Annotated in this window: 20 protein-coding genes, 1 rRNA gene and 1 riboswitch; of the genes, 13 read left to right on the forward strand and 8 right to left on the reverse strand. The window is 70.4% G+C overall.

Annotation, left to right across the window (positions count from 1 at the left end; genetic code table 11):
* The 11 genes from rrf to ACWEK3_RS37420 form a co-directional block, all read left to right on the forward strand.
* A 5S ribosomal RNA gene (gene rrf / locus ACWEK3_RS37370) occupies positions 1 to 95 on the forward strand; the annotation flags it as partial.
* A gap of 109 nt (positions 96 to 204) precedes the next feature.
* Positions 205 to 813 carry a CDP-alcohol phosphatidyltransferase family protein gene (locus ACWEK3_RS37375; protein WP_100567216.1) on the forward strand — a complete coding sequence of 203 codons (609 nt, stop codon included), beginning with the start codon at positions 205 to 207 and terminating at the stop codon, positions 811 to 813.
* A gap of 117 nt (positions 814 to 930) precedes the next feature.
* Positions 931 to 3426: a mannose-1-phosphate guanyltransferase gene (locus tag ACWEK3_RS37380; protein WP_361414901.1), complete on the forward strand. Its 2496-nt coding sequence runs from the start codon at positions 931 to 933 to the stop codon at positions 3424 to 3426.
* A 143-nt stretch (positions 3427 to 3569) separates the two neighbouring features.
* On the forward strand, positions 3570 to 4466 hold the full coding sequence (locus ACWEK3_RS37385) for a DUF881 domain-containing protein (RefSeq protein WP_450545487.1): 897 nt from the start codon (positions 3570 to 3572) through the stop codon (positions 4464 to 4466).
* Positions 4463 to 4795, forward strand: a complete 333-nt coding sequence (locus ACWEK3_RS37390; RefSeq protein WP_003988855.1) for a small basic family protein — start codon at positions 4463 to 4465, stop codon at positions 4793 to 4795. Before ACWEK3_RS37385 ends, ACWEK3_RS37390 begins: the two co-directional genes overlap by 4 nt.
* Positions 4796 to 4800: 5 nt before the next feature.
* Positions 4801 to 5670, forward strand: a complete 870-nt coding sequence (locus ACWEK3_RS37395) for a DUF881 domain-containing protein (protein WP_384091210.1) — start codon at positions 4801 to 4803, stop codon at positions 5668 to 5670.
* Between the two features lie 130 nt (positions 5671 to 5800).
* Positions 5801 to 6661 carry an FHA domain-containing protein gene (locus tag ACWEK3_RS37400; RefSeq protein WP_361414895.1) on the forward strand — a complete coding sequence of 287 codons (861 nt, stop codon included), beginning with the start codon at positions 5801 to 5803 and terminating at the stop codon, positions 6659 to 6661.
* A 17-nt stretch (positions 6662 to 6678) separates the two neighbouring features.
* The gene (gene ftsR / locus ACWEK3_RS37405) at positions 6679 to 7416 is read left to right on the forward strand and encodes a transcriptional regulator FtsR (protein ID WP_450545485.1); all 738 of its coding nucleotides are present in this window, start codon (positions 6679 to 6681) and stop codon (positions 7414 to 7416) included.
* Between the two features lie 83 nt (positions 7417 to 7499).
* On the forward strand, positions 7500 to 7973 hold the full coding sequence (locus ACWEK3_RS37410; protein ID WP_037684412.1) for a bifunctional nuclease family protein: 474 nt from the start codon (positions 7500 to 7502) through the stop codon (positions 7971 to 7973).
* A gap of 191 nt (positions 7974 to 8164) precedes the next feature.
* Positions 8165 to 8848, forward strand: a complete 684-nt coding sequence (locus tag ACWEK3_RS37415) for a MerR family transcriptional regulator (RefSeq protein WP_453251763.1) — start codon at positions 8165 to 8167, stop codon at positions 8846 to 8848.
* Between the two features lie 150 nt (positions 8849 to 8998).
* Complete coding sequence (locus ACWEK3_RS37420) at positions 8999 to 10438, forward strand: DNA polymerase IV (RefSeq protein WP_450545481.1); 1440 nt, start codon at positions 8999 to 9001, stop codon at positions 10436 to 10438.
* Here the strand turns inward: ACWEK3_RS37420 and ACWEK3_RS37425 are convergent.
* Entirely contained in the window at positions 10348 to 10731 is a 384-nt protein-coding gene (locus ACWEK3_RS37425) for a PRC-barrel domain-containing protein (protein WP_361414887.1), read from the reverse strand. The two genes, ACWEK3_RS37420 and ACWEK3_RS37425, sit on opposite strands and share 91 nt — an antisense overlap.
* A gap of 113 nt (positions 10732 to 10844) precedes the next feature.
* Positions 10845 to 10939: riboswitch (glycine riboswitch) on the forward strand.
* A 176-nt stretch (positions 10940 to 11115) separates the two neighbouring features.
* Here ACWEK3_RS37425 and gcvP point away from each other — a divergent pair.
* The gene (gcvP, locus tag ACWEK3_RS37430) at positions 11116 to 14001 is read left to right on the forward strand and encodes an aminomethyl-transferring glycine dehydrogenase (RefSeq protein ID WP_453251764.1); all 2886 of its coding nucleotides are present in this window, start codon (positions 11116 to 11118) and stop codon (positions 13999 to 14001) included.
* Between the two features lie 62 nt (positions 14002 to 14063).
* On the opposite strand, the gene ACWEK3_RS37435 is transcribed toward gcvP, so the two are convergent.
* From ACWEK3_RS37435 to modA, 4 genes are read right to left on the reverse strand one after another with little or no spacing between them, the layout of a single operon-like run.
* Entirely contained in the window at positions 14064 to 14483 is a 420-nt protein-coding gene (locus tag ACWEK3_RS37435; protein ID WP_450545477.1) for a TOBE domain-containing protein, read from the reverse strand.
* 60 nt (positions 14484 to 14543) lie between these two features.
* Complete coding sequence (locus tag ACWEK3_RS37440; RefSeq protein WP_450545475.1) at positions 14544 to 15635, reverse strand: ABC transporter ATP-binding protein; 1092 nt, start codon at positions 15633 to 15635, stop codon at positions 14544 to 14546.
* 50 nt (positions 15636 to 15685) lie between these two features.
* Positions 15686 to 16519, reverse strand: a complete 834-nt coding sequence (gene modB, locus ACWEK3_RS37445) for a molybdate ABC transporter permease subunit (RefSeq protein WP_450545491.1) — start codon at positions 16517 to 16519, stop codon at positions 15686 to 15688.
* A gap of 5 nt (positions 16520 to 16524) precedes the next feature.
* A complete protein-coding gene (gene modA / locus ACWEK3_RS37450; RefSeq protein ID WP_450545474.1) occupies positions 16525 to 17349 on the reverse strand; it encodes a molybdate ABC transporter substrate-binding protein in 825 nt (274 codons plus the stop codon).
* 198 nt (positions 17350 to 17547) lie between these two features.
* Between modA and ACWEK3_RS37455 the strand changes: the two genes are divergently transcribed.
* Entirely contained in the window at positions 17548 to 18009 is a 462-nt protein-coding gene (locus ACWEK3_RS37455) for a molybdopterin-dependent oxidoreductase (RefSeq protein ID WP_450545472.1), read from the forward strand.
* A gap of 10 nt (positions 18010 to 18019) precedes the next feature.
* Here ACWEK3_RS37455 and ACWEK3_RS37460 read toward each other — a convergent pair whose 3' ends face one another.
* The 3 genes from ACWEK3_RS37460 to ACWEK3_RS37470 all read right to left on the reverse strand — a co-directional run bounded on the left by ACWEK3_RS37460 (position 18020) and on the right by ACWEK3_RS37470 (position 21228).
* Positions 18020 to 18415, reverse strand: coding sequence for a TOBE domain-containing protein (locus tag ACWEK3_RS37460; RefSeq protein WP_141362976.1), 396 nt, complete (start codon positions 18413 to 18415; stop codon positions 18020 to 18022).
* A 66-nt stretch (positions 18416 to 18481) separates the two neighbouring features.
* Positions 18482 to 20431 carry an amino acid transporter gene (locus ACWEK3_RS37465; RefSeq protein WP_450545470.1) on the reverse strand — a complete coding sequence of 650 codons (1950 nt, stop codon included), beginning with the start codon at positions 20429 to 20431 and terminating at the stop codon, positions 18482 to 18484.
* A gap of 239 nt (positions 20432 to 20670) precedes the next feature.
* The gene (locus ACWEK3_RS37470; RefSeq protein WP_450545468.1) at positions 20671 to 21228 is read right to left on the reverse strand and encodes a hypothetical protein; all 558 of its coding nucleotides are present in this window, start codon (positions 21226 to 21228) and stop codon (positions 20671 to 20673) included.
* Positions 21229 to 21434 lie beyond the last annotated feature (206 nt).

Consider the following 21434-nt stretch of genomic DNA (forward strand, 5'->3'; position numbering starts at 1 on the left):
AAACGCCCGGTTACATTCCGAACCCGGAAGCTAAGCCTTACAGCGCCGATGGTACTGCAGGGGGGACCCTGTGGGAGAGTAGGACGCCGCCGAACTACCTTTAGAGCTCCGGCTCCTGGGCAAACAGCCCGGGAGCCGGAGCTTTTTTGCGTTGGGGTAAAGTCAGGAGGCATCGTCGGTATCTTTCCCACAGGAGGCCCCCGGGTGGAGGTCCAGGAGACCCGTGTCCAGACGGACCGGGTCCTCACCATCCCGAATATCCTCAGCATGGCGCGGCTCGTCGGCGTACCCCTCTTCCTGTGGCTGATCCTCCGGCCGGAGTTCGGTGGCCCCAAGAGTGACGGCTGGGCACTGCTGGTGCTGGCGTTGAGCGGGGTCAGCGACTACCTCGACGGCAAGCTCGCACGCCGGTGGAACCAGGTGAGCAGCCTCGGCCGGCTACTCGACCCGGCCGCCGACCGGCTCTATGTTCTCTCCACCCTCCTCGGTCTCACCTGGCGCGAGATTCTGCCGCTGTGGCTGACCGCTCTGCTTGTGGCACGCGAATTGATGCTCCTGGTGGCCGTGGGCGTCCTCAGACGGCACGGCTACCCGCCGCCGCAGGTGAACTTCCTGGGGAAGGCGGCGACGTTCAACCTGATGTATGCGTTCCCCTTGTTGCTGCTCAGTGACGGCAGCGGATGGATCGCGTCACTCGCGGCCATTTTCGGATGGGCGTTCGCAGGTTGGGGTACAACGCTCTATTGGTGGGCAGGAGTCCTCTACGTGGTACAAGTCCGCCGTCTGGTCCGTGCGGACGCCATGGCCGACTGAGTTCCCCTCACCGAGGCAACCGCGGGGACTCCGATGGCCCGCCTGGGAAAAGTGCGGGACAATCAGGACGGGTGCAGTCGGCTAGATCGTCGTCTCTTGGAGGAGGACGCTTCCGACATGAAGGCCGTCGTGATGGCCGGAGGCGAAGGCACGCGCCTTCGACCGATGACCTCGAGCATGCCCAAGCCGCTCCTGCCGGTGGCCAACCGGCCGATCATGGAGCATGTGCTGCGGCTGCTCAAAAGGCATGGGCTGAATGAGACCGTCGTCACAGTCCAGTTTCTGGCCTCGTTGGTCAAGAACTACTTTGGCGACGGTGAAGAGCTCGGAATGGAGCTCACCTATGCCAACGAGGAGAAGCCACTCGGAACCGCCGGAAGCGTCAAGAACGCCGAGGAGGCGTTGAAGGACGACGCGTTCCTCGTCATCTCCGGTGATGCCCTGACCGACTTCGACCTGACCCGGCTGATTGAATTCCACAAGGAAAAGGGCGCGATGGTGACCGTGTGTCTCACGCGCGTGCCCAATCCGCTGGAATTCGGTATCACCATCGTCGACGAAGAGGGCAAGGTCGAGCGCTTCCTGGAGAAGCCGACCTGGGGCCAGGTCTTCTCCGACACCGTGAACACGGGCATCTATGTGATGGAGCCCGAGGTGTTCAACTATGTCGACCCCGACGTTCCGGTCGACTGGTCCGGCGATGTCTTCCCGCAGCTGATGAAGGAAGGCAAGCCCATTTACGGCTATATCGCCGAGGGCTACTGGGAGGACGTCGGCACCCACGAGAGCTATGTGAAGGCCCAGGCCGACGTCCTGGAGGGCAAGGTCGACGTCGAGATCGACGGCTTCGAGATCTCCCCGGGAGTCTGGGTCGCCGAGGGCGCCGAGGTGCACCCCGACGCCGCGCTGCGCGGGCCGCTCTACATCGGCGACTACGCCAAGGTGGAGGCCGGCGCCGAGATCCGCGAGCACACCGTCGTCGGCTCCAACGTCGTCGTGAAGAGCGGAGCCTTCCTGCACAAGGCCGTCGTGCACGACAACGTGTACATAGGCCAGCACAGCAACCTGCGCGGCTGTGTCGTCGGCAAGAACACCGACATCATGCGCGCGGCGCGGATCGAGGACGGCGCGGTCATCGGAGACGAGTGCCTGATCGGCGAAGAATCGATCGTGCAGGGCAACGTCCGGGTGTACCCGTTCAAGACCATCGAGGCCGGCGCCTTCGTCAACACCTCGGTCATCTGGGAGTCGCGGGGTCAGGCGCACCTCTTCGGTGCCCGCGGAGTGTCCGGGATCCTGAACGTGGAGATCACCCCGGAACTCGCCGTACGGCTCGCCGGCGCCTACGCGACCACGCTCAAGAAGGGGTCCACGGTCACCACGGCCCGCGACCACTCCCGGGGTGCCCGCGCGCTCAAGCGGGCGGTCATCTCGGCCCTCCAGGCCAGCGCCATCGACGTACGGGACCTGGAGAACGTACCGCTGCCGGTCGCGCGGCAGCAGACCGCGCGGGGCAGCGCCGGCGGCATCATGATCCGGACCACGCCCGGGGTGCCCGACTCGGTCGACATCATGTTCTTCGATGGACAGGGCGCCGACCTTTCGCAGGGCAGCCAGCGCAAGCTGGACCGGGTCTTCGCGCGTCAGGAGTACCGGCGTGCGTTCCCGGGCGAGATCGGTGACCTGTACTTCCCGTCCAGCGTCTTCGATTCGTACACGGGGTCGCTGCTGCGCAACGTCGACACCACCGGGATCGCCGAGTCGGGGCTCAAGGTCGTCGTGGACGCCTCGAACGGCAGCGCCGGACTCGTGTTGCCCAGCCTGCTCGGCAAGCTCGGGGTGGACTCGCTGACGATCAACCCCGGGCTGAACGAGGCCCGGCCGACGGAGACCGCCGACATTCGGCGTTCGGGTCTGGTGCGGCTCGGCGAGATCGTGGCGTCCTCCGGGGCCGCGTTCGGTGTGCGGTTCGACCCGGTGGGCGAGCGGCTGTCGCTCGTCGACGAGAGGGGCCGCATCATCGAGGACGACCGGGCGCTGCTGGTGATGCTCGACCTCATCGCAGCCGAGCGGCGCAGCGGCCGGGTGGCGCTGCCCGTCACGACCACGCGGATCGCCGAGCAGGTGGCCGCCTACCACGGAACCCAGGTGGAGTGGACGACGACCTCGCCCGACGACCTCACACGGGTCGGCGGCGAGGAAGGGACGATCTTCGGCGGCGACGGCAAGGGCGGGTTCATCGTCCCGGAGTTCAGCAGCGTCTACGACGGCACGGCGGCCTTCGTACGGCTCATCGGGCTGGTCGCGCGCACTCAGCTCACCCTGAGCCAGATCGACGCCCGGATCCCGCGTGCGCACGTCCTCAAACGCGACCTGGCGACGCCGTGGGCCGTCAAGGGCCTGGTGATGCGCCGGGTCGTCGAGGCGGCCGGAGACCGCTTCGTGGACACCACGGACGGTGTGCGGGTGGTGGAGACCGACGGCCGCTGGGTGATGGTCCTGCCCGACCCGGCCGAGGCGGTCACCCATCTGTGGGCCGAGGGGCCCGACGACGCCTCCGCTCAGACGCTGCTGGACGAGTGGGCGGCGGTCGTGGACAGCGCCGGCCGGTAGAACGCATGCCGCTGGAACAGGGCGTCGGCCGGTAAAACGGACAGCACGCGCGCGTGCCGGACAAGTGTTCCCCAAGGGGGCCTGTCCGGCACGCCGGTGGGGCCATTCGGAGGTCACGGCCACGTCGTGCGACGATGTGCGGCATGCCGCAGCAACCCCCCATTCGGAGCAACCCCGCGCGGCCCTCCCGACCGGACGCCTCCATGTCGTTGATCACCAACGTCATGGACCACAGCCTCGACGACGGTTATGCCGAGGCCGCCGCTCGGAAGAAGGCCGCGGGTCAGAGCGGCATGCCGAAAACCGTCCGGGCGAAGCTCGGTCTGGCGGGCGGGCTGGTGCTGGCCGGGCTCGTGGTGACCGTGGGAGCGGCACAGGCGCGTGTGGCGGCCCCGGTCGTCGCCAAGGAGCGCCAGGAGCTGATCGACCGCATCGACAAGGAGACCGCGGCGGCCGACGAGCTCGAGGGCACCGTCGACAAGCTGCGGGACGACGTGAACGCGCGGCAGCGCCAGGCGCTGCGGCACACCGGTGGCAACCCGCAGGTCGACCTGGTGAGCATGCTGGCGGGCGCCAGCGAGGTGTACGGCCCCGGTATGAGGCTCGTGGTGGACGACGCCAAGGAGGCCGGCACGGGCGGCGGCGGCAATCCGCGCGGGGCGTCGGGTTTCTCCGACACCGGCCGGGTGCGTGACCGGGACATGCAGCGGGTGGTGAACGGGCTGTGGCAGTCGGGCGCCGAGGCGGTCTCCATCAACGGGCAGCGGCTGACGGCCCTGTCGGCGATCAGGGCCGCGGGTGACGCGATACTGGTCGACAACAAGCCGCTGGTGCCGCCGTACACGGTGCTCGCCGTGGGGGACGGGAAGCGGCTGAGCGACCGGTTCCAGGACAGCCCCGACGGGCTGTACCTCCAGGCCCTGAAGGACAACTACGGCATCCGGACCGGTATCTCCGTGGAGAGCGACCTCCGGCTGGCCGCCGCACCGAGTGTGATCGTACGTACAGCACAGCCGAGCACTGAGAAGGGCACATCGTGATCGCCGTACTGGGCCTCGTCGTGGGAGTGGTGGCCGGCCTGTTGGTCCGGCCGGAGGTTCCGGCGGTCGTCGAGCCTTATCTGCCGATCGCCGTCGTCGCGGCGCTGGACGCCGTCTTCGGTGGCCTGCGAGCCATGCTGGACGGCATCTTCGACGACAAGGTCTTCGTCGTGTCGTTCCTGTCCAACGTGGTCGTGGCCGCGCTGATCGTCTTCCTCGGCGACAAGTTGGGCGTGGGCGCCCAGTTGTCCACGGGTGTCGTGGTCGTCCTCGGTATCCGCATCTTCTCCAATGCCGCGGCGATCCGACGGCACGTGTTCCGAGCGTGAGAGTCATGAGCCACCAGGACGAACAGCCCGGGAACGGGCAGCAGGACACACAGCCCGAGCAGCAGCGGCTGCGCCAGGAGTTGCCCGAGGAGGTGCCCGCGCAGGCGGCCGCCGGCGAGGGCCCGAGCGCCGAGGCGAGTTCCGAGCCCGCGCTGACCGGTCGCCAGCGGCTGGCCCAGGGGCTGTGGCCGCCGCGCTTCACCCGGGCCCAACTCGTCGTCGCACTGCTGCTGTTCGGCCTCGGCTTCGGACTCGCCGTCCAGGTCGCCTCCAACAGCAGCGGCGACAACGCGCTGCGCGGCGCCCGGCAGGAGGATCTCGTTCGCATCCTCGATGAACTGGACGACCGTACTCAGCGTCTTGAAGACGAGAAGCAGGGTCTGGAGAAGCAGCGCCAGGAGCTGGAGAACAGCTCGGACCAGGCCGAGGAGGCCCGCAGGCAGACGGCCGAGAAGGAGAAGCAACTCGGCATCCTCGCGGGCACGGTGGCCGCGCAGGGACCCGGCATCACGGTGACGATCGAGGACACGAAGGGGACGGTCCGGGCGGACATGCTGCTCGACGCGATACAGGAGCTGCGCGCGGCCGGTGCGGAGGCGATCGAGGTGAACGGTGTACGCGTGGTGGCGAACACTTATCTCACCGACGCCGCCAAGAGCGTGGACGTCGACGGGAACAAGATCAACGCCCCGTATCGTTTCAAGGTCATCGGCAAGCCGCAGGACCTCGAACCGGCGCTCAACATTCCTGGAGGCGTGGTGCAGACCCTGGAGAAGGAGCAGGCCACCGTGACCATCGACCGTTCGGACAAGATCGTCGTGGACGCCTTGCGGGCGGCGAAGAGGCCTGACTACGCTCGGTCGTCCTCGCGGTGAACCGACGGTGCATGGCGATCGTCCGGCAGGGGCATGAGGTTGCGGGGGGTCGGCGCACCGATTGGGTGGTGCGTGGTGGAAACTGTCTGGTGGATACGGACGTTGTGAAGATGTCCGGGTCGACCGGTGTATGCAGTCAGGGTTCGTCCTGCCCCACGGGCGGGTCTGTTTCGGTCAAGGGGAATCGCCCGTGAAGTTGTTTGCGAAGTTGTTCGGCAAGAGCGCGCGAGAGGGCGGCGAGAACGCGACGGCCCGTCATCGCGCACAGCCTGACGCCGAGGGCCGGCGTCCGCTGTTCAGGGACCAGGTGGCCGGTCAGGACGCGTCGTCGGTTGACCCTGCCCAGTCGGGCGGCATAGGTTTCGGGCAACCGTCGACCTCAGGTACGGCTGGAGGGTTTGCCGCCGGCCCGTACGCGTCCGATGCCCCCGCGGGGCAGCCGCGGCAGGAGGATCCGTCCATGTCGGCCCTGGTGTGTACGAGGTGCGGTAACCGCAACGCGGAGAACAGCCGCTTCTGCTCCAACTGCGGTGCGCCGCTGCGGCCCGGTGCGACGCCGGAGCGCTCGTCGGAGACGACCTCGACGATCTCCATCTCCGGTCTCGAGGCCTACGACGCCGAGGCCACCGGCCAGACGCCGATGCTGTCTCCGGAGGCGCAGGCGGCCGTCGACGCGCTGCCGCTGGGCTCGGCCCTGCTGGTGGTGCGCCGCGGCCCGAACTCCGGCAGCCGCTTCCTCCTGGACGGCGAGCTGACCACGGCGGGGCGTCATCCGCAGAGCGACATCTTCCTGGACGACGTGACGGTCTCGCGTCGCCATGTGGAGTTCCGCCGCAGCCCGGACGGCTCGTTCACGGTGGCCGACGTCGGCAGTCTGAACGGCACGTACGTCAACCGGGAGCCGATCGACCAGGTCGCTCTGTCCAACGGTGACGAGGTGCAGATCGGTAAGTACCGGCTGGTCTTCTACTCGAGCCGGCAGGGCGTCTGACCTGTCAGGGAAGGTCCATGCGTCAATCACCGAGCGGCGGTGCCGGGCACGGCGCCGCCGCCACGGACAGTGGGCTGAAGAGCATCGGCACGGTGCTGAACGTGCTGCGCGACGAGTTCCCCGAGGTCACCGTCTCCAAGATCCGTTTCCTGGAGTCGGAAGGGCTCGTCGAGCCGCGGCGCACCCCCTCGGGGTACCGCAAGTTCAGCATCGGCGACGTCGAGCGGCTGGCCCTGGTCCTGCGGATGCAGCGGGACCACTACCTGCCATTGAAGGTGATCCGCGAGTACCTGGACGCGATGGAGCGCGGCGAGGCGGTCCACCTGCCCGCGGTCGGCCGGCAGCGTGAGGGCGCGGCCGTACCGGCATCGGCCGAGGCGCCATCAGGGGCCCGGATCGGGCGGGCCGAGCTGCTCGCCGCCGCCGGTATCGAGGAGGGGGAGCTGCGGGAGTGGGAGTCGTACGGGCTGCTCACTCCGTTGGCGGACGGGGCCTACGGCGCCGAGGCGGTGACCGTGGCCTCGCTCGTGTCAGAGCTGGGGCGTTTCGGGATCGAGCCCCGGCATCTGCGGGTGATGAAGGCGGCCGCCGACCGGGAGGCCGGGCTCGTCGACCAGGTGGTGGCCCCGCTCAAGCGGCATCGCAACCCGCAGACCAGGGCACATGCGGAGGCCCGCGCCAAGGAGCTCGCGGAGCTCACGGTCCGGCTGCACACGGTGCTCGTCCAGACCGCGCTGGGGGTGCGGCTGCCGTGAGCGGGCCCAGGGAGGCGGCTGGATCCTCCTCCCATGCCCGGCCCGACTACCCAAACGGTCGGGGCACCGCCTAGGGTTGCTGTGTGAACGAGCTCGATGTCGTAGGTGTCCGGGTCGAGATGCCCTCCAACCAGCCGATCGTGCTCCTGCGTGAAGTGGGAGGCGACCGTTACCTCCCCATCTGGATCGGGCCAGGGGAGGCGACGGCGATCGCCTTCGCCCAACAGGGCATGGCCCCTGCGCGACCGCTGACCCACGACCTGTTCAAGGACGTGCTGGAAGCGGTCGGCCAGGAACTCACGGAAGTGCGCATCACGGACCTGCGTGAAGGCGTCTTCTACGCCGAGCTGGTGTTCGCCAGCGGTGTCGAGGTGAGCGCCCGGCCGTCCGATGCCATAGCGCTGGCCCTGCGTACCGGGACGCCGATCTTCGGCAGCGACACGGTGCTCGACGACGCGGGCATCGCGATCCCGGACGAGCAGGAGGACGAGGTGGAGAAGTTCCGCGAGTTCCTCGACCAGATCTCGCCGGAGGACTTCGGCACCAGCAGCCAGTGAAGCGCCCGCAGGGGCCACGGGAGACGGTCCTGCGGCCTCCCTCCGTGGCATTCGGATAGCCTTTCCCGGCGTTGGGGTACGCGAAACCACTCTTAGGGTGATTATCACTCGGCGTGCCGAGTGTGGCGATCGTTGACGCACCCCTGGTGACTGCCTACCGTCGAGGAGGCAGGTCAAGGACGGAGGTCGGCGTGAGAAGCAGCGGCGACGGTACGGCTGGGGGTGCCCCCGGACGCAATGCCGGGGGAAGCGGTCCGTACCCTCCCCCGAGCTCTCGGCTCCGACCGAGCGGGGGGTATCCCCCTGCCGGGGGCGTGGCCGGTCGTGCTCCGCAGCGACCGACGGCGGTGCCGAGCAGCGGAGGGGCGGCGGCCATGGCGACCGAGCAGATCGGCTACCGCGGTCCGACGGCCTGCGCGGCCGCGGGCATCACCTACCGGCAACTGGACTACTGGGCGCGCACCGGGCTGGTCGAGCCGAGCGTGCGTCCCGCCCACGGGTCCGGCGCCCAGCGTCTCTACAGCTTCCGGGACGTCGTCGTCCTGAAGATCGTCAAGCGGTTCCTCGACACCGGCGTGTCGCTGCAGAACATCCGTAGCGCCGTCCAGCATCTGCGCGCGTGCGGTCTGCGTGACCTGGAGCGCATGACGCTGATGAGCGATGGTGCCACGGTGTACGAGTGCACATCGCCCGACGAGGTGCACGCCCTGCTCCAGGGCGGTCAGGGAATCTTCGGCATCGCCGTCGGCGTGGTGTGGCGCGATGTGGAGAGCGCGCTGTCGCAACTGCACGGTGAGCGCATCGACACCGGGGAGACGCTCGTGGGGCACAACCCGGGCGACGAGCTCGCCCGGCGGCGCAACCGGGCCGTCTGAGCGGCCCCTCGGCCGGCTTCGGTCGTTTCGGTCACCGACCTGACCCCATCAGCCCGATCAGCCCGCTCGGCCCCCGGACCGGCTTCGAGAGCCCGTACGGGTGCCGCCGGAACCGGGGCATTGTCAGTGGCGTGGTGCAGCATCGTAGATGTGAGAACCGCACCCACGATCCTCCATCTCGACATGGATGCCTTCTTCGCCTCCGCGGAGCAGGCGTCCAAGCCGAGTCTGCGCGGGAAGGCCGTGGTCGTGGGCGGGCTGGGACCGCGCGGGGTGGTGGCCACGGCGTCGTACGAGGCGCGCGTCTTCGGCGTTCACTCCGCGATGCCCATGGCCCAGGCGAGGCGGCTGGCGCCGAACGCCGCGTACCTCGTGCCGCGCTTCGCCTTCTACCGCTCCATCAGCGAGCGGGTGATGGGCCTCCTGCGGGCGCTGTCGCCCCTCGTGGAGCCGCTGAGCCTGGACGAGGCGTTCGTGGACCTGGAGGCCGGGGGAGCCGCCTGGGACGCGGAGTCAGCCCGGCTGGCGGGGACGAAGCTGCGTGCCGACATCCGGGCCGTCACGGGGCTCACGGGGTCCGTGGGGCTGGCCGCCGCCAAGATGCTCGCCAAGATCGGCTCCGAGCAGGCCAAGCCCGACGGGCTGGTGCTCATCGAGCCCGGCACCGAGCGGGCCCTGCTCGGTCCGCTGTCCGTGCGGACCCTGCCGGGGGTGGGCCCGGCCACGGGCGACCATCTGCGGCGGGCCGGGATCCACACCGTCGAGGAGATCGCCGAGGCCGGCGAGGACGAGCTCGTACGGCTGCTCGGCAAAGCGCACGGGCACGCGCTGTACGCGATGGCGCTGGCCCACGACGAGCGTCCCGTCGTCGCCGAGCGCGAGACGAAGTCGGTGTCCGTCGAGGACACCTACGACGTGGACATCCACGACCGCGTCCGGGTGGCCCTGGAGGTGCAGCGACTGGCCGACCGGTGCGTGCGGCGGCTGCGCGGGGCCGGTCTGTCGGGGCGCACCATCGTGCTGAAGGTGCGCCGTTACGACTTCTCCACCCTGACCCGCTCCGAGACCCTGCGCGGACCCACCGACGACCCCGCGGTGATACGGGAGGCGGCCGCCCGGCTGCTGGACTCCGTGGACACCACCGGCGGCGTACGGCTGCTCGGCGTGGGCGTGTCCGGGCTCGCCGACTACACCCAGGAGGACCTGTTCGCGCAGGCCGCGGGCGCGCAGGCGAAGGGCCCGGTCGAGGAGCGGCCGGAGGAACCCGCCGAGCGGCAGCCGGCACCCACCGAGCGGCGGTGGCCGGCGGGCCACGACGTACGGCACGCCGAGTACGGCCACGGATGGGTGCAGGGCAGCGGTCTCGGCCGCGTCACCGTGCGCTTCGAGACCCCCGACTCCGCGCCGGGCCGGGTACGCACCTTCCTCATGGACGACCCGGACCTGGAGCCGGCCGAGCCTCTTCCGCTGGTTCCTTCGGTACCTCCGGTCCCGCCGGCTCAGCTCTCGTCCGGGCCCGAGCCGGAGCCTGCCAGCTTGCCGAAGTGGTGGTCCGGAACGGTCGGCGGAGGGGCCACGTCGAGGCCGTAGTGGTGGTAGAGCTGCAGTTCCTGCTCCGGGGACAGATGGCGGCCCACGCCGAAGTCGGGGGCCTCCTTGATCAGTGCGCGGTCGAAGGGGACGCGCAGGGCGCCCTCGACCAGTTCGCTGGGCTCCAGGGGGACGAAGGCGTCCCGGGAGAACAAGCCGGTGCGTATGGCCGCCCACTCCGGCACACCGGTCGCGTCGTCGAGGTAGACCTCGTCCACCGTGCCGATCTTGTGGCCGCTGCGGTCGAACGCCTTGCGGCCGATCAGGTTGCGCGGATCGATCTCCGTCTGCACTGTCCCTCCACGTGGTCGCAACTCATCCGTAACCACTACAAAAGAGCACATTCAGCATGGCGGCCACTCGAAGACCCGTGCGGCCGGCCCGCTGGTACTCTGGCAACGGCTGCTGACCCCGTGCGGGAGAGCCCTCCGGCACCACCGGGGGCGCCGAAGGAGCAAATCCTCCCCGGAATCTCTCAGGCCCACGTACCGCACGGACGAGGTCACTCTGGAAAGCAGAGCGGTTGTCGACGGCTTCCGCTCTCACCGACGGTGAAAACCGGGAGCCCTCGGGCGGCCCGGTGAAGCTCTCAGGTTGAGATGACAGAGGGGGAGGCCGTCGGGGCACCCGTGCCGGGGTGTCCCTCGAAGGTCGTGTCAGACCAGGAGGCCTCCGCAATGACCGCCCAGCGCATTCCGCTCTCCGAGCTCGAACAGGGCATCCCCTTCGAACAGCGCCACATCGGGCCCGACCAGGAGGCGCGGGCCAAGATGCTCGCGCAGGTCGGCTACGGCTCGCTCGACGAGCTCACCGCCGCCGCGGTGCCCGATGTGATCAAGAACGCCGACGCGCTCGACCTGCCCGGCGCCCGCACCGAGGCCGAGGTGCTGGCCGAGCTGCGCTCCCTCGCCGACCGCAACCAGGTCCTCGGCTCGATGATCGGACTCGGCTACTACGGGACCTTCACCCCGCCGGTCATCCTGCGCAACGTCATGGAGAACCCGGCCTGGTACACCGCCTACACCCCCTACCAGCCGGAGATCTCCCAGGGCCGCCTCGAGGCGCTGCTGAACTTCCAGACCGTGGTCGCCGACCTGACCGGTCTGCCGACCTCCGGCGCGTCGCTGCTCGACGAGGGCACCGCCGCCGCCGAGGCCATGGCGCTGTCCCGGCGCATGGGCAAGAACAAGAAGGGCCTGTTCCTGGTCGACGCGGACGCGCTGCCGCAGACCATCGCCGTCATCGAGACCCGCGCCGAGCCGACCGGCGTCGAGGTCGTCGTCGCCGACCTGGGCGCGGGCATCCCCGCCGAGATCGCCGAGCGCGAGATCAACGGCGTGCTCCTGCAGTACCCGGGCGCCTCCGGTGCCGTGCGCGACCTGAAGCCCGTCATCGACCAGGCACACGAGCTGGGCGCCGTGGTCACCATCGCCGCCGACCTGCTCGCGCTCACCCTGCTGAAGTCGCCCGGCGAGCTCGGCGCGGACATCGCAGTCGGCACCACCCAGCGCTTCGGTGTGCCGATGGGCTTCGGCGGCCCGCACGCCGGCTACATGGCGGTGCGCGAGAAGTTCGCGCGCAGCCTGCCCGGCCGCCTGGTCGGCGTCTCCGTCGACGCCGACGGCAACAAGGCGTACCGCCTCGCCCTGCAGACCCGTGAGCAGCACATCCGCCGCGAGAAGGCCACCAGCAACATCTGCACCGCCCAGGTGCTGCTCGCCGTCATGGCCGGCATGTACGCGGTCTACCACGGCCCCGAGGGCCTGCGGGACATCGCGCTGCGTACCCACCGCTACGCCACGGTCCTCGCCGAGGGTCTCGAGGCCGGCGGTCTCGAGGTCGTGCACGGCGCGTACTTCGACACCCTGACCGTCAAGGCGGAGGGGCGTGCCGCCGAGGTCGTCGCCGCGGCCCGCGAGGGCGGCGTGAACCTGCGCCTGGTCGACGCCGACCACGTCTCGGTCGCCTGCGACGAGACCACCACCCGGGACCGGCTGCGCGCCGTGTGGGCCGCTTTCGGCGTCGGGGGCGACATCGAGGCGCTGGACGCCGCCGCCGAGGACGCGCTGCCCGAGGCGCTGCTGCGCGACGACGCCTACCTCACCCACCCGGTCTTCCACCAGTACCGGTCCGAGACCGCGATGCTGCGCTACCTGCGCCGGCTGTCCGACCGCGACTACGCGCTCGACCGCGGCATGATCCCGCTGGGCTCGTGCACCATGAAGCTCAACGCGACGACCGAGATGGAGCCGGTCACCTGGCCGGAGTTCGGGCAGCTGCACCCCTTCGTGCCCGCCGAGCAGGCGCAGGGCTACCTCACCCTCATCCGCGAGCTGGAGGAACGTCTCGCCGAGGTCACCGGCTACGACAAGGTCTCCCTTCAGCCGAACGCCGGCTCCCAGGGCGAGCTGGCCGGTCTGCTCGCCGTGCGCGGTTACCACCGTGCCAACGGCGACGAGCAGCGCACCATCTGCCTCATCCCGTCCTCCGCGCACGGCACCAACGCCGCCAGCGCCGTGATGGCCGGCATGAAGGTCATCGTCGTCAAGACCTCCGAGGACGGCGAGATCGACGTCGAGGACCTGCGGGCGAAGATCGAGCAGTACCGCGAGCAGCTGGCCGTGCTGATGATCACCTACCCGTCCACGCACGGCGTGTTCGAGGAGCACGTCGCCGACATCTGCGCGCAGGTCCACGAGGCCGGCGGCCAGGTGTACGTCGACGGCGCCAACCTCAACGCCCTGGTGGGCCTCGCCAAGCCGGGCCACTTCGGCGGCGACGTCTCCCACCTGAACCTGCACAAGACGTTCTGCATCCCGCACGGCGGCGGCGGTCCCGGCGTCGGCCCGGTCGGTGTGCGCTCCCACCTGGCGCCGTACCTGCCCAACCACCCGCTCCAGCCCGACGCCGGCCCGGAGACCGGAGTCGGCCCGATCTCGGCCGCGCCGTGGGGCTCGGCAGGCATCCTGCCGATCTCCTGGGCCTACGTCCGCCTGATGGGCGGCGAGGGCCTCAAGCGGGCCACGCAGGTCGCCGTGCTCAGCGCCAACTACGTCGCCAAGCGCCTCGAGCCGCACTACCCGGTGCTCTACACCGGTCCCGGCGGCCTGGTCGCCCACGAGTGCATCATCGACCTGCGCCCGCTGACCAAGGCGACCGGGGTGAGCGTGGACGACGTGGCCAAGCGGCTGATCGACTACGGCTTCCACGCGCCGACGATGTCGTTCCCGGTGGCCGGCACGCTGATGATCGAGCCGACCGAGTCCGAGGACCTGGCCGAGCTGGACCGGTTCTGCGACGCGATGATCGCGATCCGCGCCGAGATCGAGAAGGTCGGTTCCGGCCAGTGGCCGGCGGACGACAACCCGCTGTACGGCGCCCCGCACACCGCCGCCGCGCTCGGCGGGGAGTGGCAGCACGGCTACACCCGTGAGGAGGCCGTCTTCCCGGCCGGGGTCTCGGTGGCCGACAAGTACTGGCCGCCGGTGCGCCGGATCGACCAGGCCTTCGGTGACCGCAACCTCGTCTGCTCCTGCCCGCCGCTGGACGCGTACGAGGACTGATCGAGCGGCTTATGGGGCTCCCGTCCGATCCGGGCGGGGGCCCCAGGGCTTTTCCCGGCGTGTCACACGGTGGCCAGGGAGACCTCGGTCGACTTGATCAGGGCGGTGACGCGTGTGCCCGTCGCCAGGCCGAGTTCCGTGGCGGCGTCCCTGGTGATCGCGGCGGTCAGCTCGCCGCCCTCCACCTCGACCCGGACGGACGCCATGGCCGCGCCCAGGGCGATCCCGGTGACGGTGCCCGGCAGCCGGTTGCGGATGGACAGGCCCTCGACCGGCCCGGTCGCCAGGGACACCTCCGTCGACTTCACCAGGGCGCGTACGGCGCTGCCCTCGGTCAGACGCAGGTCCTCGACGGCGTCCCTGGTGATCGCGGACGTGAGCTGTCCGCCTCCGTCCAGGCGCACGTGAACGAGGGCCATCGCCTCGCCGGGGGTGACGGTGGTGACCGTGCCGGGCAACTGGTTGCGCATGCTCAGGCTCATGGGCGTGCCTCGCGGTGGGTGGGGGACGTGGTGATCACCCACCGTAGGGCGACCGGTGCCTCAGGCCGGGTAGGCGTGGGTCTGCGCCGCCTTGACCGTCGCCCAGACCGCCGCGCCCGGGTGCAGTTCCAGCTCGGCGGCCGCGACCGTGGTCAGGTCCGCGGTGAGGGCGAGTTCGCCGGTCAGGTCGGCGCGGATCTGGTCGCCATGGGTCTCAAGACCGGCGACCTCGCAGTGCCACAGGTTGCGCGCGCTGGAGCCCGAGGGGCGATCCCGGTGGAGAGTGACCGCGCTCGGCGGGAAGGCCACGAAGACCTCTCCCGTCAGGTCCTCGGTGGTGGTGATGGCGGGACCGGCCGCGAGACGGACGCAGTGGCCCTCCGCCTCACCGCGGTAGAGGTTCAGGCCCACGAGCTGCGCGACGTAGTCGGTGCGCGGATGGCGGGCGATCTCCGACGGCGTGCCCTCCTGGACGACACGGCCGTGCTCGACGACGACCAGCCGGTCGGCCAGCACCATCGCGTCCAGCGGGTCATGGGTGACCAGGACGGCGACGGCCTCGAACTCGGCCAGGTGTCGGCGCAGCTGGGCGCGGACCTCCAGCCGGGTGCGGGCGTCGAGCGCGGCGAGCGGTTCGTCGAGCAGTAGCAGCCGGGGCCCGGTGGCCAGGGCGCGGGCCAGGGCCACGCGCTGCGCCTGGCCGCCGGAGAGGCGGCGGGGCTTGGCACCGGTGTGGTCGGCCAGTCCCATCCGGTCCAGCCACCGCGCGGCCTGCGCGCGGGCCTCGGCCTTGGACGCGCCCCGGCAGCGCGGCCCGAACGCCACGTTGTCCAGGGCCGACAGGTGCGGGAACAGCAGGTAGTCCTGGAAGACCACGCCGACCGGGCGTGCCTCCGGCGGCGTGCGGTCCAGCGCGGCGCCGTCCAGGCGCAGATGGCCGCCGGTGAGCGGGACCAGGCCCGCCAGCGCGCGCAGAGCCGTCGTCTTCCCGGCGCCGTTCGGGCCAAGCAGTGCCACCACGTCGCCGGGGGCGGCGGTGAGCGCGACGTCCAGGCGGAAGCCGCCGCGGTCGACGACGAGGCGGGCGTCCAGGCCCTCCCCGGGCACGCCCTCGGCACGTACGCCGGCAGTGGTCCGGTCGATGTCGGTCATGAGGTGAACGTCCTGGGATACGGGGCGGCTCGGGATCGACGGCGGATTCATCAGGAGGCCGTCATCCAACGGTCCCGCAGACCCGCCAGTACGGCGATCGACACCGCGAGCAGCACCAGGCTCAGGGCGATCGCCGCCGCCGGGTCGTTCTGCAGGGCCAGGTAGACGGCCAGCGGCATGGTCTGCGTACGGCCGGGGAAGTTGCCGGCGAAGGTGATCGTCGCGCCGAACTCGCCGAGTGCCCGCGCCCAGGCGAGCACGGCGCCCGCGGCGATGCCCGGCGCGATCAGCGGCAGGGTGACCCGGCGGAACGCGGTGAAGCGGGATGCGCCCAGCGTCGTGGCCGCCTCCTCGTAGCGCGGGTCGGCGGCCCGCAACGTGCCCTCGACGCTGATCACGAGGAACGGCATGGCCACGAACGCCTCCGCGACCACCACCCCGGCCGTGGTGAACGGCAGCGTGATTCCGAACCAGGAGTCCAGCCACTGCCCGACGACACCGTTGCGCCCCAGGGCCAGCAGCAGGGCCACACCGCCCACGACCGGGGGCAGCACGAGCGGCAGCGTGACCAGCGCCCGGACGAATCCGCGTCCAGGGAAGTCCGTACGGGCCAGCAGCCAGGCCAGCGGGACGCCGAGCACCAGGCTCACCGCGGTGGCGGCGGTGGCGCTGACCAGGGACAACTGGAGCGCCTGCCACACCTCGGCGCTGGTCAGCTGGTCCGGCAGGCTGCGCCAGGGGGCCCGGATCAGCAGCGCGATCAGCGGCAGCAGCAGGAAGGCCAGGCCGACCAGGGCGGGGACCAGCAGGGGCAGCGGGGCCCCGCCGAGCGCGCGGCCGCGCCGCGACCCGTTCTTGCGGGGCACGGCGCGGGCCTCGTCGATCTCGGTCACGGCTTCAGGAACCCGGCCCCGGTCAGGACCTTCTGGCCCTCGGCCGACGTCACCAGCTCGACGAACGCCTTGGCCGCGGTGGCGTTGGGCGCGTTCTTGAGCAGGGTGATCGGGTAGTCGTTGACGGCCTCGGCCGACTCGGGGAACTCCACGCCCTGGACCCTGCCGGCGGCGGCCTTCACATCGGTCTTGTAGACGAGGGCCGCGTCGGCCTCCTTCAGCTCGACCTTGGTCAGGGCGCTCTTGACGTCCTGCTCGTAGGAGACCGGGGTCAGCTTGAGGTGGCTCGCGTCCAGTACCTTCTGGGCGGCGGCGCCGCAGGGCACGGTCCTGTCGCACAGGACGACCTTCAGGGCGGGCCCGGTGAGGTCCTTCAGCGAGGAGATCTTGTCCGGGTTGCCCGGCGCGGTCGCGATCTCGAGCTGGTTGCGGACGAAGGTGACCGGGGTGCCGGCCGCGTCCTCCTTGTCGGTCACGATCGCCATGGTCTTGGTGCTGGCGGCGGCGAACACGTCGGCGGGGGCACCGGAGGTGATGCTCGCGGCGAGGCTGTCGCTGCCGCCGAAGTTGAAGGTGACCTTGGTACCCGGGTGCTGCTGCTCGAACTGCTTGCCGAGCGTGGTGAAGCTCTCCTTCAGCGAGGCGGCGGCGAAGACGGTCACGGTGCCGGACAGCGTCGGCGCGGCGGCCTCCGACGTGCCGGACCCGGCCGAGGACGAGTCGTCGGAGGACGAGGAGGAGCAGGCGCTGAGAGCCAGCAACGCCGCGGCCGCCACAACTCCCGACTTCAGCATCCTGGTCCGCCGCGTGGAACGGGTCATCTCGGATCTACTCCTCTGGCTCTGCACGGAAGAAGCTGTCGCGCCCTGCCACGACCGCTCACACGGCCGTGCCGCGATCATACTGCCGCAATTGCCAGGTGTAAGGGCCTTGTTGCATTGCACAAGCTGGCGATACGTGAAGCATGGCTTGCATGTGCGTTTGTACGGGGCGGTCGTTCGGGTACGGACACTCAGGAGGTGGTGCCCGTGACGCTCGCGGAGCTCGACCTGACCGGCGACCTCGCCCGCCCGGCCCGGCTGACCGTGCGGGATCTGCTCGGGTGGCCGCAGCACGGGGTGGGAGTCGCCTTCGACTGCGCCACCACCGGAGTGCAGCACCACCGGTTCACCGGTCCGCGCCTGTACGACGTGCTGTCCGCGGCGGGGCCCGGTTTCGACCCGGCCCGGCGCAAGGACCGGCTGCGCTTCCTGATCGCGGTCACGGCCGCCGACGGGCATCACGCGCTGCTGTCGTGGGCCGAGATCGATCCCGACTTCGCCGACGCTCCGGTCCTGCTCGCGGTGACCATCGACGGCTCCCGGCTCGACGGCGCCGGCCCTCAGCTGGTCCTGCCGCAGGACCGCTGCGGCGCGCGGTACGTCAGCGGTGTCCGGGCGATACGCGTGGACGGCGGCTGTCGCGGGCGTACCCGGGTGTGAGGCGGTTCTGCTACGTGCGGTCGATGTGCACGTTCGTCGACTTCACGCGGGCGGTGGCCTCCATGCCGACCTCCAGACCCAGTTCCTCCACGGCCTCCCGGGTCAGCAGGGAGACGAGGCGGTGCGGTCCCGCCTGGATCTCGACCTGGGCGGCGACGTCGCCGAGTTTGATGGCGGTCACGATGCCGGCGAAGGCGTTGCGGGCCGACGTGTACGAGGGGCCCTCCTCGCCACCGCCGGTCCGGGCCAGCTCGACCGAGAACGCGGCGAGGTCCCGGCCGTCGATGAGCCGGCGTCCGCTGTCGTCGCGGTGGGTGGCCATCCGGCCCGCGTCCGCCCAGCGGCGCGCGGTGTCCGGGCTGACGCCGAGCAGCCGGGCCGCCTGCCCGATCGTGTAGGACTGCATGCCGGTCACGATAGGGCCGCGCACGGCGTGGGGCTGACCTGGGGGTGGGCCGTTCGCGGGCGCGGCTCAGCCGGTGTGCACCCGCGGCCGCTTGGCGCGGTCCGGCTCCGCCTCGCGCAGCACCTCGCGCGTGACCGGCGCGACCTCGCCCTGGCCGAAGAGGAAGAACCGCAGGAAGTTGGCGAACGGGTTGCCCTCGGTCCACTCGAAGTAGATGTGCGGGGTGCGGCCGGTCATCTCCCGGACGTGGAGGAGGAGCGCGGCCAGGGCGTTCGGGACGGCCGCGGACTCCAGGGCCAGCACGCGGTACCGGTCGTGCCTGACCTCGCCGCGCACGGTCAGGCCGGCCTCGAACTCCGAGGGGTCGGTGACCGTCACCTCGACGAAGACGAAGTCCTCCGTGAGCGGGATGTCGCTGTCGCTGCGGATCTGCTCGATCTTGTCGCGGTACTCGGACTTGGCCTGCCGCTCGGGCTCCTTGGCGATGAAGCGGATCTTGCGGCTGGCGATGTCTCTGACGAACCGTTCCGCCATGGCGTCCAGCGTCACGCTCGTCACCCGCAGCTCGAAGGAGCGCGCGAGCCGCGACAGCAGCGAGACCAGGATGATCCCGGCGATGAAGCAGGCGCCGATCTTCACACCGTCGGGACGCTCGATGACGTTGACGACGGTCGTGTACAGGAACACGGCCGAGATGACCCCGAACGCGATGGTCCATTTGCGCTGGCCGGCCCTGCGGGCGGCGATGGTCACCGCGATCGCAGCGGAGCTGATCAGCACGAGCACGCCCGTGGCGTACGCGCCGCCCTGCTTGTCGACGTTGGCGTCGAAGATCCAGGTGACCAGGAAGCCGATCAGAGTGAAGACGATGACCATCGGGCGGACCGCCCGCGCCCAGTGCGGGGCCATTCCGTAGCGGGGCAGGTACCGCGGCATCAGGTTGAGCAGCCCGGCCATCGCGGAGGCGCCCGCGAACCACAGGATCAGGATGGTCGAGACGTCGTAGACGGTGCCGAAGGTGTTGCCGAGGTACTCGTGCGCCAGATAGGCCAGGGCACGGCCGTTGGCCTGGCCGCCGGCCTTGAACTCCGGCGCCGGGATCAGCAGCGTGGTGATGAAGCTGGTCGCGATCAGGAAGCAGCTCATGATCAGCGCGGCCGTGGTGAGCAGCTTCCTGGTGTCCCGGATCCGGCCGGTGGGCCGCTCCTCGGTGTCGTCCGGGTCGCCCCGCACGTGCGGCATGACGGCGACGCCGGTCTCGAAGCCGGACAGGCCGAGTGCGAGCTTGGGGAAGACGAGCAGGGCCACGCCGACCATGAGGAAGACATTGCCGTGCTGGGCGGTCAGCGCGCTGGTCCAGTCGGTGACCACATGACCGGCGGTCAGGGCGTGCCACAGACCGACGGCCACCACGACGGCGTTCAGCGCGAGATAGATCCCGACCAGGACGAAGGCGACGCCGATCGCCTCCACGAAGCCCTTGAGGAAGACCGCGCCGAGCAGCGCGATGAGCAGCAGCGTGATCAGCATCTGGTGGCTGTGCAGCGCGGCCGTCAGGTGCGGGTTCTCCACCAGGTGGGTCGAGGCGTCCGCGGCCGACAGCGTCATGGTGATCAGGAAGTCGGTGGCGGCGAAGCCGAGCAGGGTCAGCACGAACAGCTTGCCCTGCCAGAACGACAGCAGCCGCTCCAGCATCGCGATCGAGCCCGCGCCGTGCGGGCTCTCCGCCGCCACCCTGCGGTACACCGGCAGGGCACCCGCGAGGGTGACGAGGACCAGCACGAGGGTGGCGATCGGCGACAGCAGCCCGGCCGCCAGCGCCGCGATGCCCGGCTGGTATCCGAGCGTGGAGAAGTAGTCCACGCCGGTCAGGCACATCACCCTCCACCACCGCTGTCCCTTGTGCGGGGGCTCCGGCAGGGCGTGCGGGGCCTGCTGAATGCCCTTGCCCATGTCGGACAGGCCCTCCAGCATCCAGGCGCGCAGACGACTGGGAGGGTGCTCGGTGGTCGCCATGCCCCTGCTCCTGAGGTGTGGCTCGCGTGCGGACCGGGCCGTCACGCGGACGGGTCACCAGCGTATGCGGAGAGTGACGCAGGGGCTCACGAGTACCCGGGTGAGCAGGCGTCAATCTTCTGTCAAGAGCGGCCGTGACGACCCCGACGTCACTTCAGGACCAGCGGACACGCAGCTTCACCGCACCTTCGGCCATCCGGGGGAGACACGGCGCCGGAGCCCAGGGCGGACACCCAGCGTCATGACTCCAGCCCCGAGACCCGGAACACCGCCAGCGCGGTCTCCCGGTCCACCTGCTCGGAGATGTCGCGCAGCTCGTCCGTCCCGCACTGGAGCCTGCCCGCCGCCACACACCGCCGGGCGTCCTCGTCGAGGCGGTACCAGACGTCGGGATGGTCCACCAGGACCTCGGGATCCAGCTCCACCCGCCCGCCGAGGGAGTCCAGCAGCACCAGCCGCCGGCAGACACCGTCGACCGCGCGCACCGACACCAGCAGGTCGGTACGGACCAGGCGGCTGCGCAGCAGCGACCGGGAGGCGATCCAGCCCCGGCCGGCGCGGACGCGGGGCGGGCACAGCACCACGAAGAGCAGCACCGCGAGCGTGAACCAGAGGACCCCGCGCCACCAGGTGAGGCTGCCCGTGCCCCAGTCGATCAGGAGCAGCAGGGCCAGCAGCGCCACGGAGCAGCCGACCGAGGTGCGCAGCTCCCGCGCCCACGGATGGGTGCGGGCCTCGCGGCCGGGTTCCCGCGGCACCGGATCGGTGCCGGTTCGCTCGTCGTCGCGGTGTCCCATGTGCTCGACGTTAGAGCCCGCCGAGGGCTTCGGCACCTGCCCTTGACACCCCCCTGACGCGCCTGGGCCGGTTCTTGACGACACTCCGCCGACGCGGTCGGGTGGCGCGTCGTCAGGGGTCCGTCAAGGGTGGGTGTGCCGCCGTATGAGAGCCGTCAACGGTGGTCGGAATCGGGCAGAGGAGGTCGTTTCCTCGAATCGTTGAT

This window comes from Streptomyces sp. NPDC004721 (assembly GCF_053601495.1).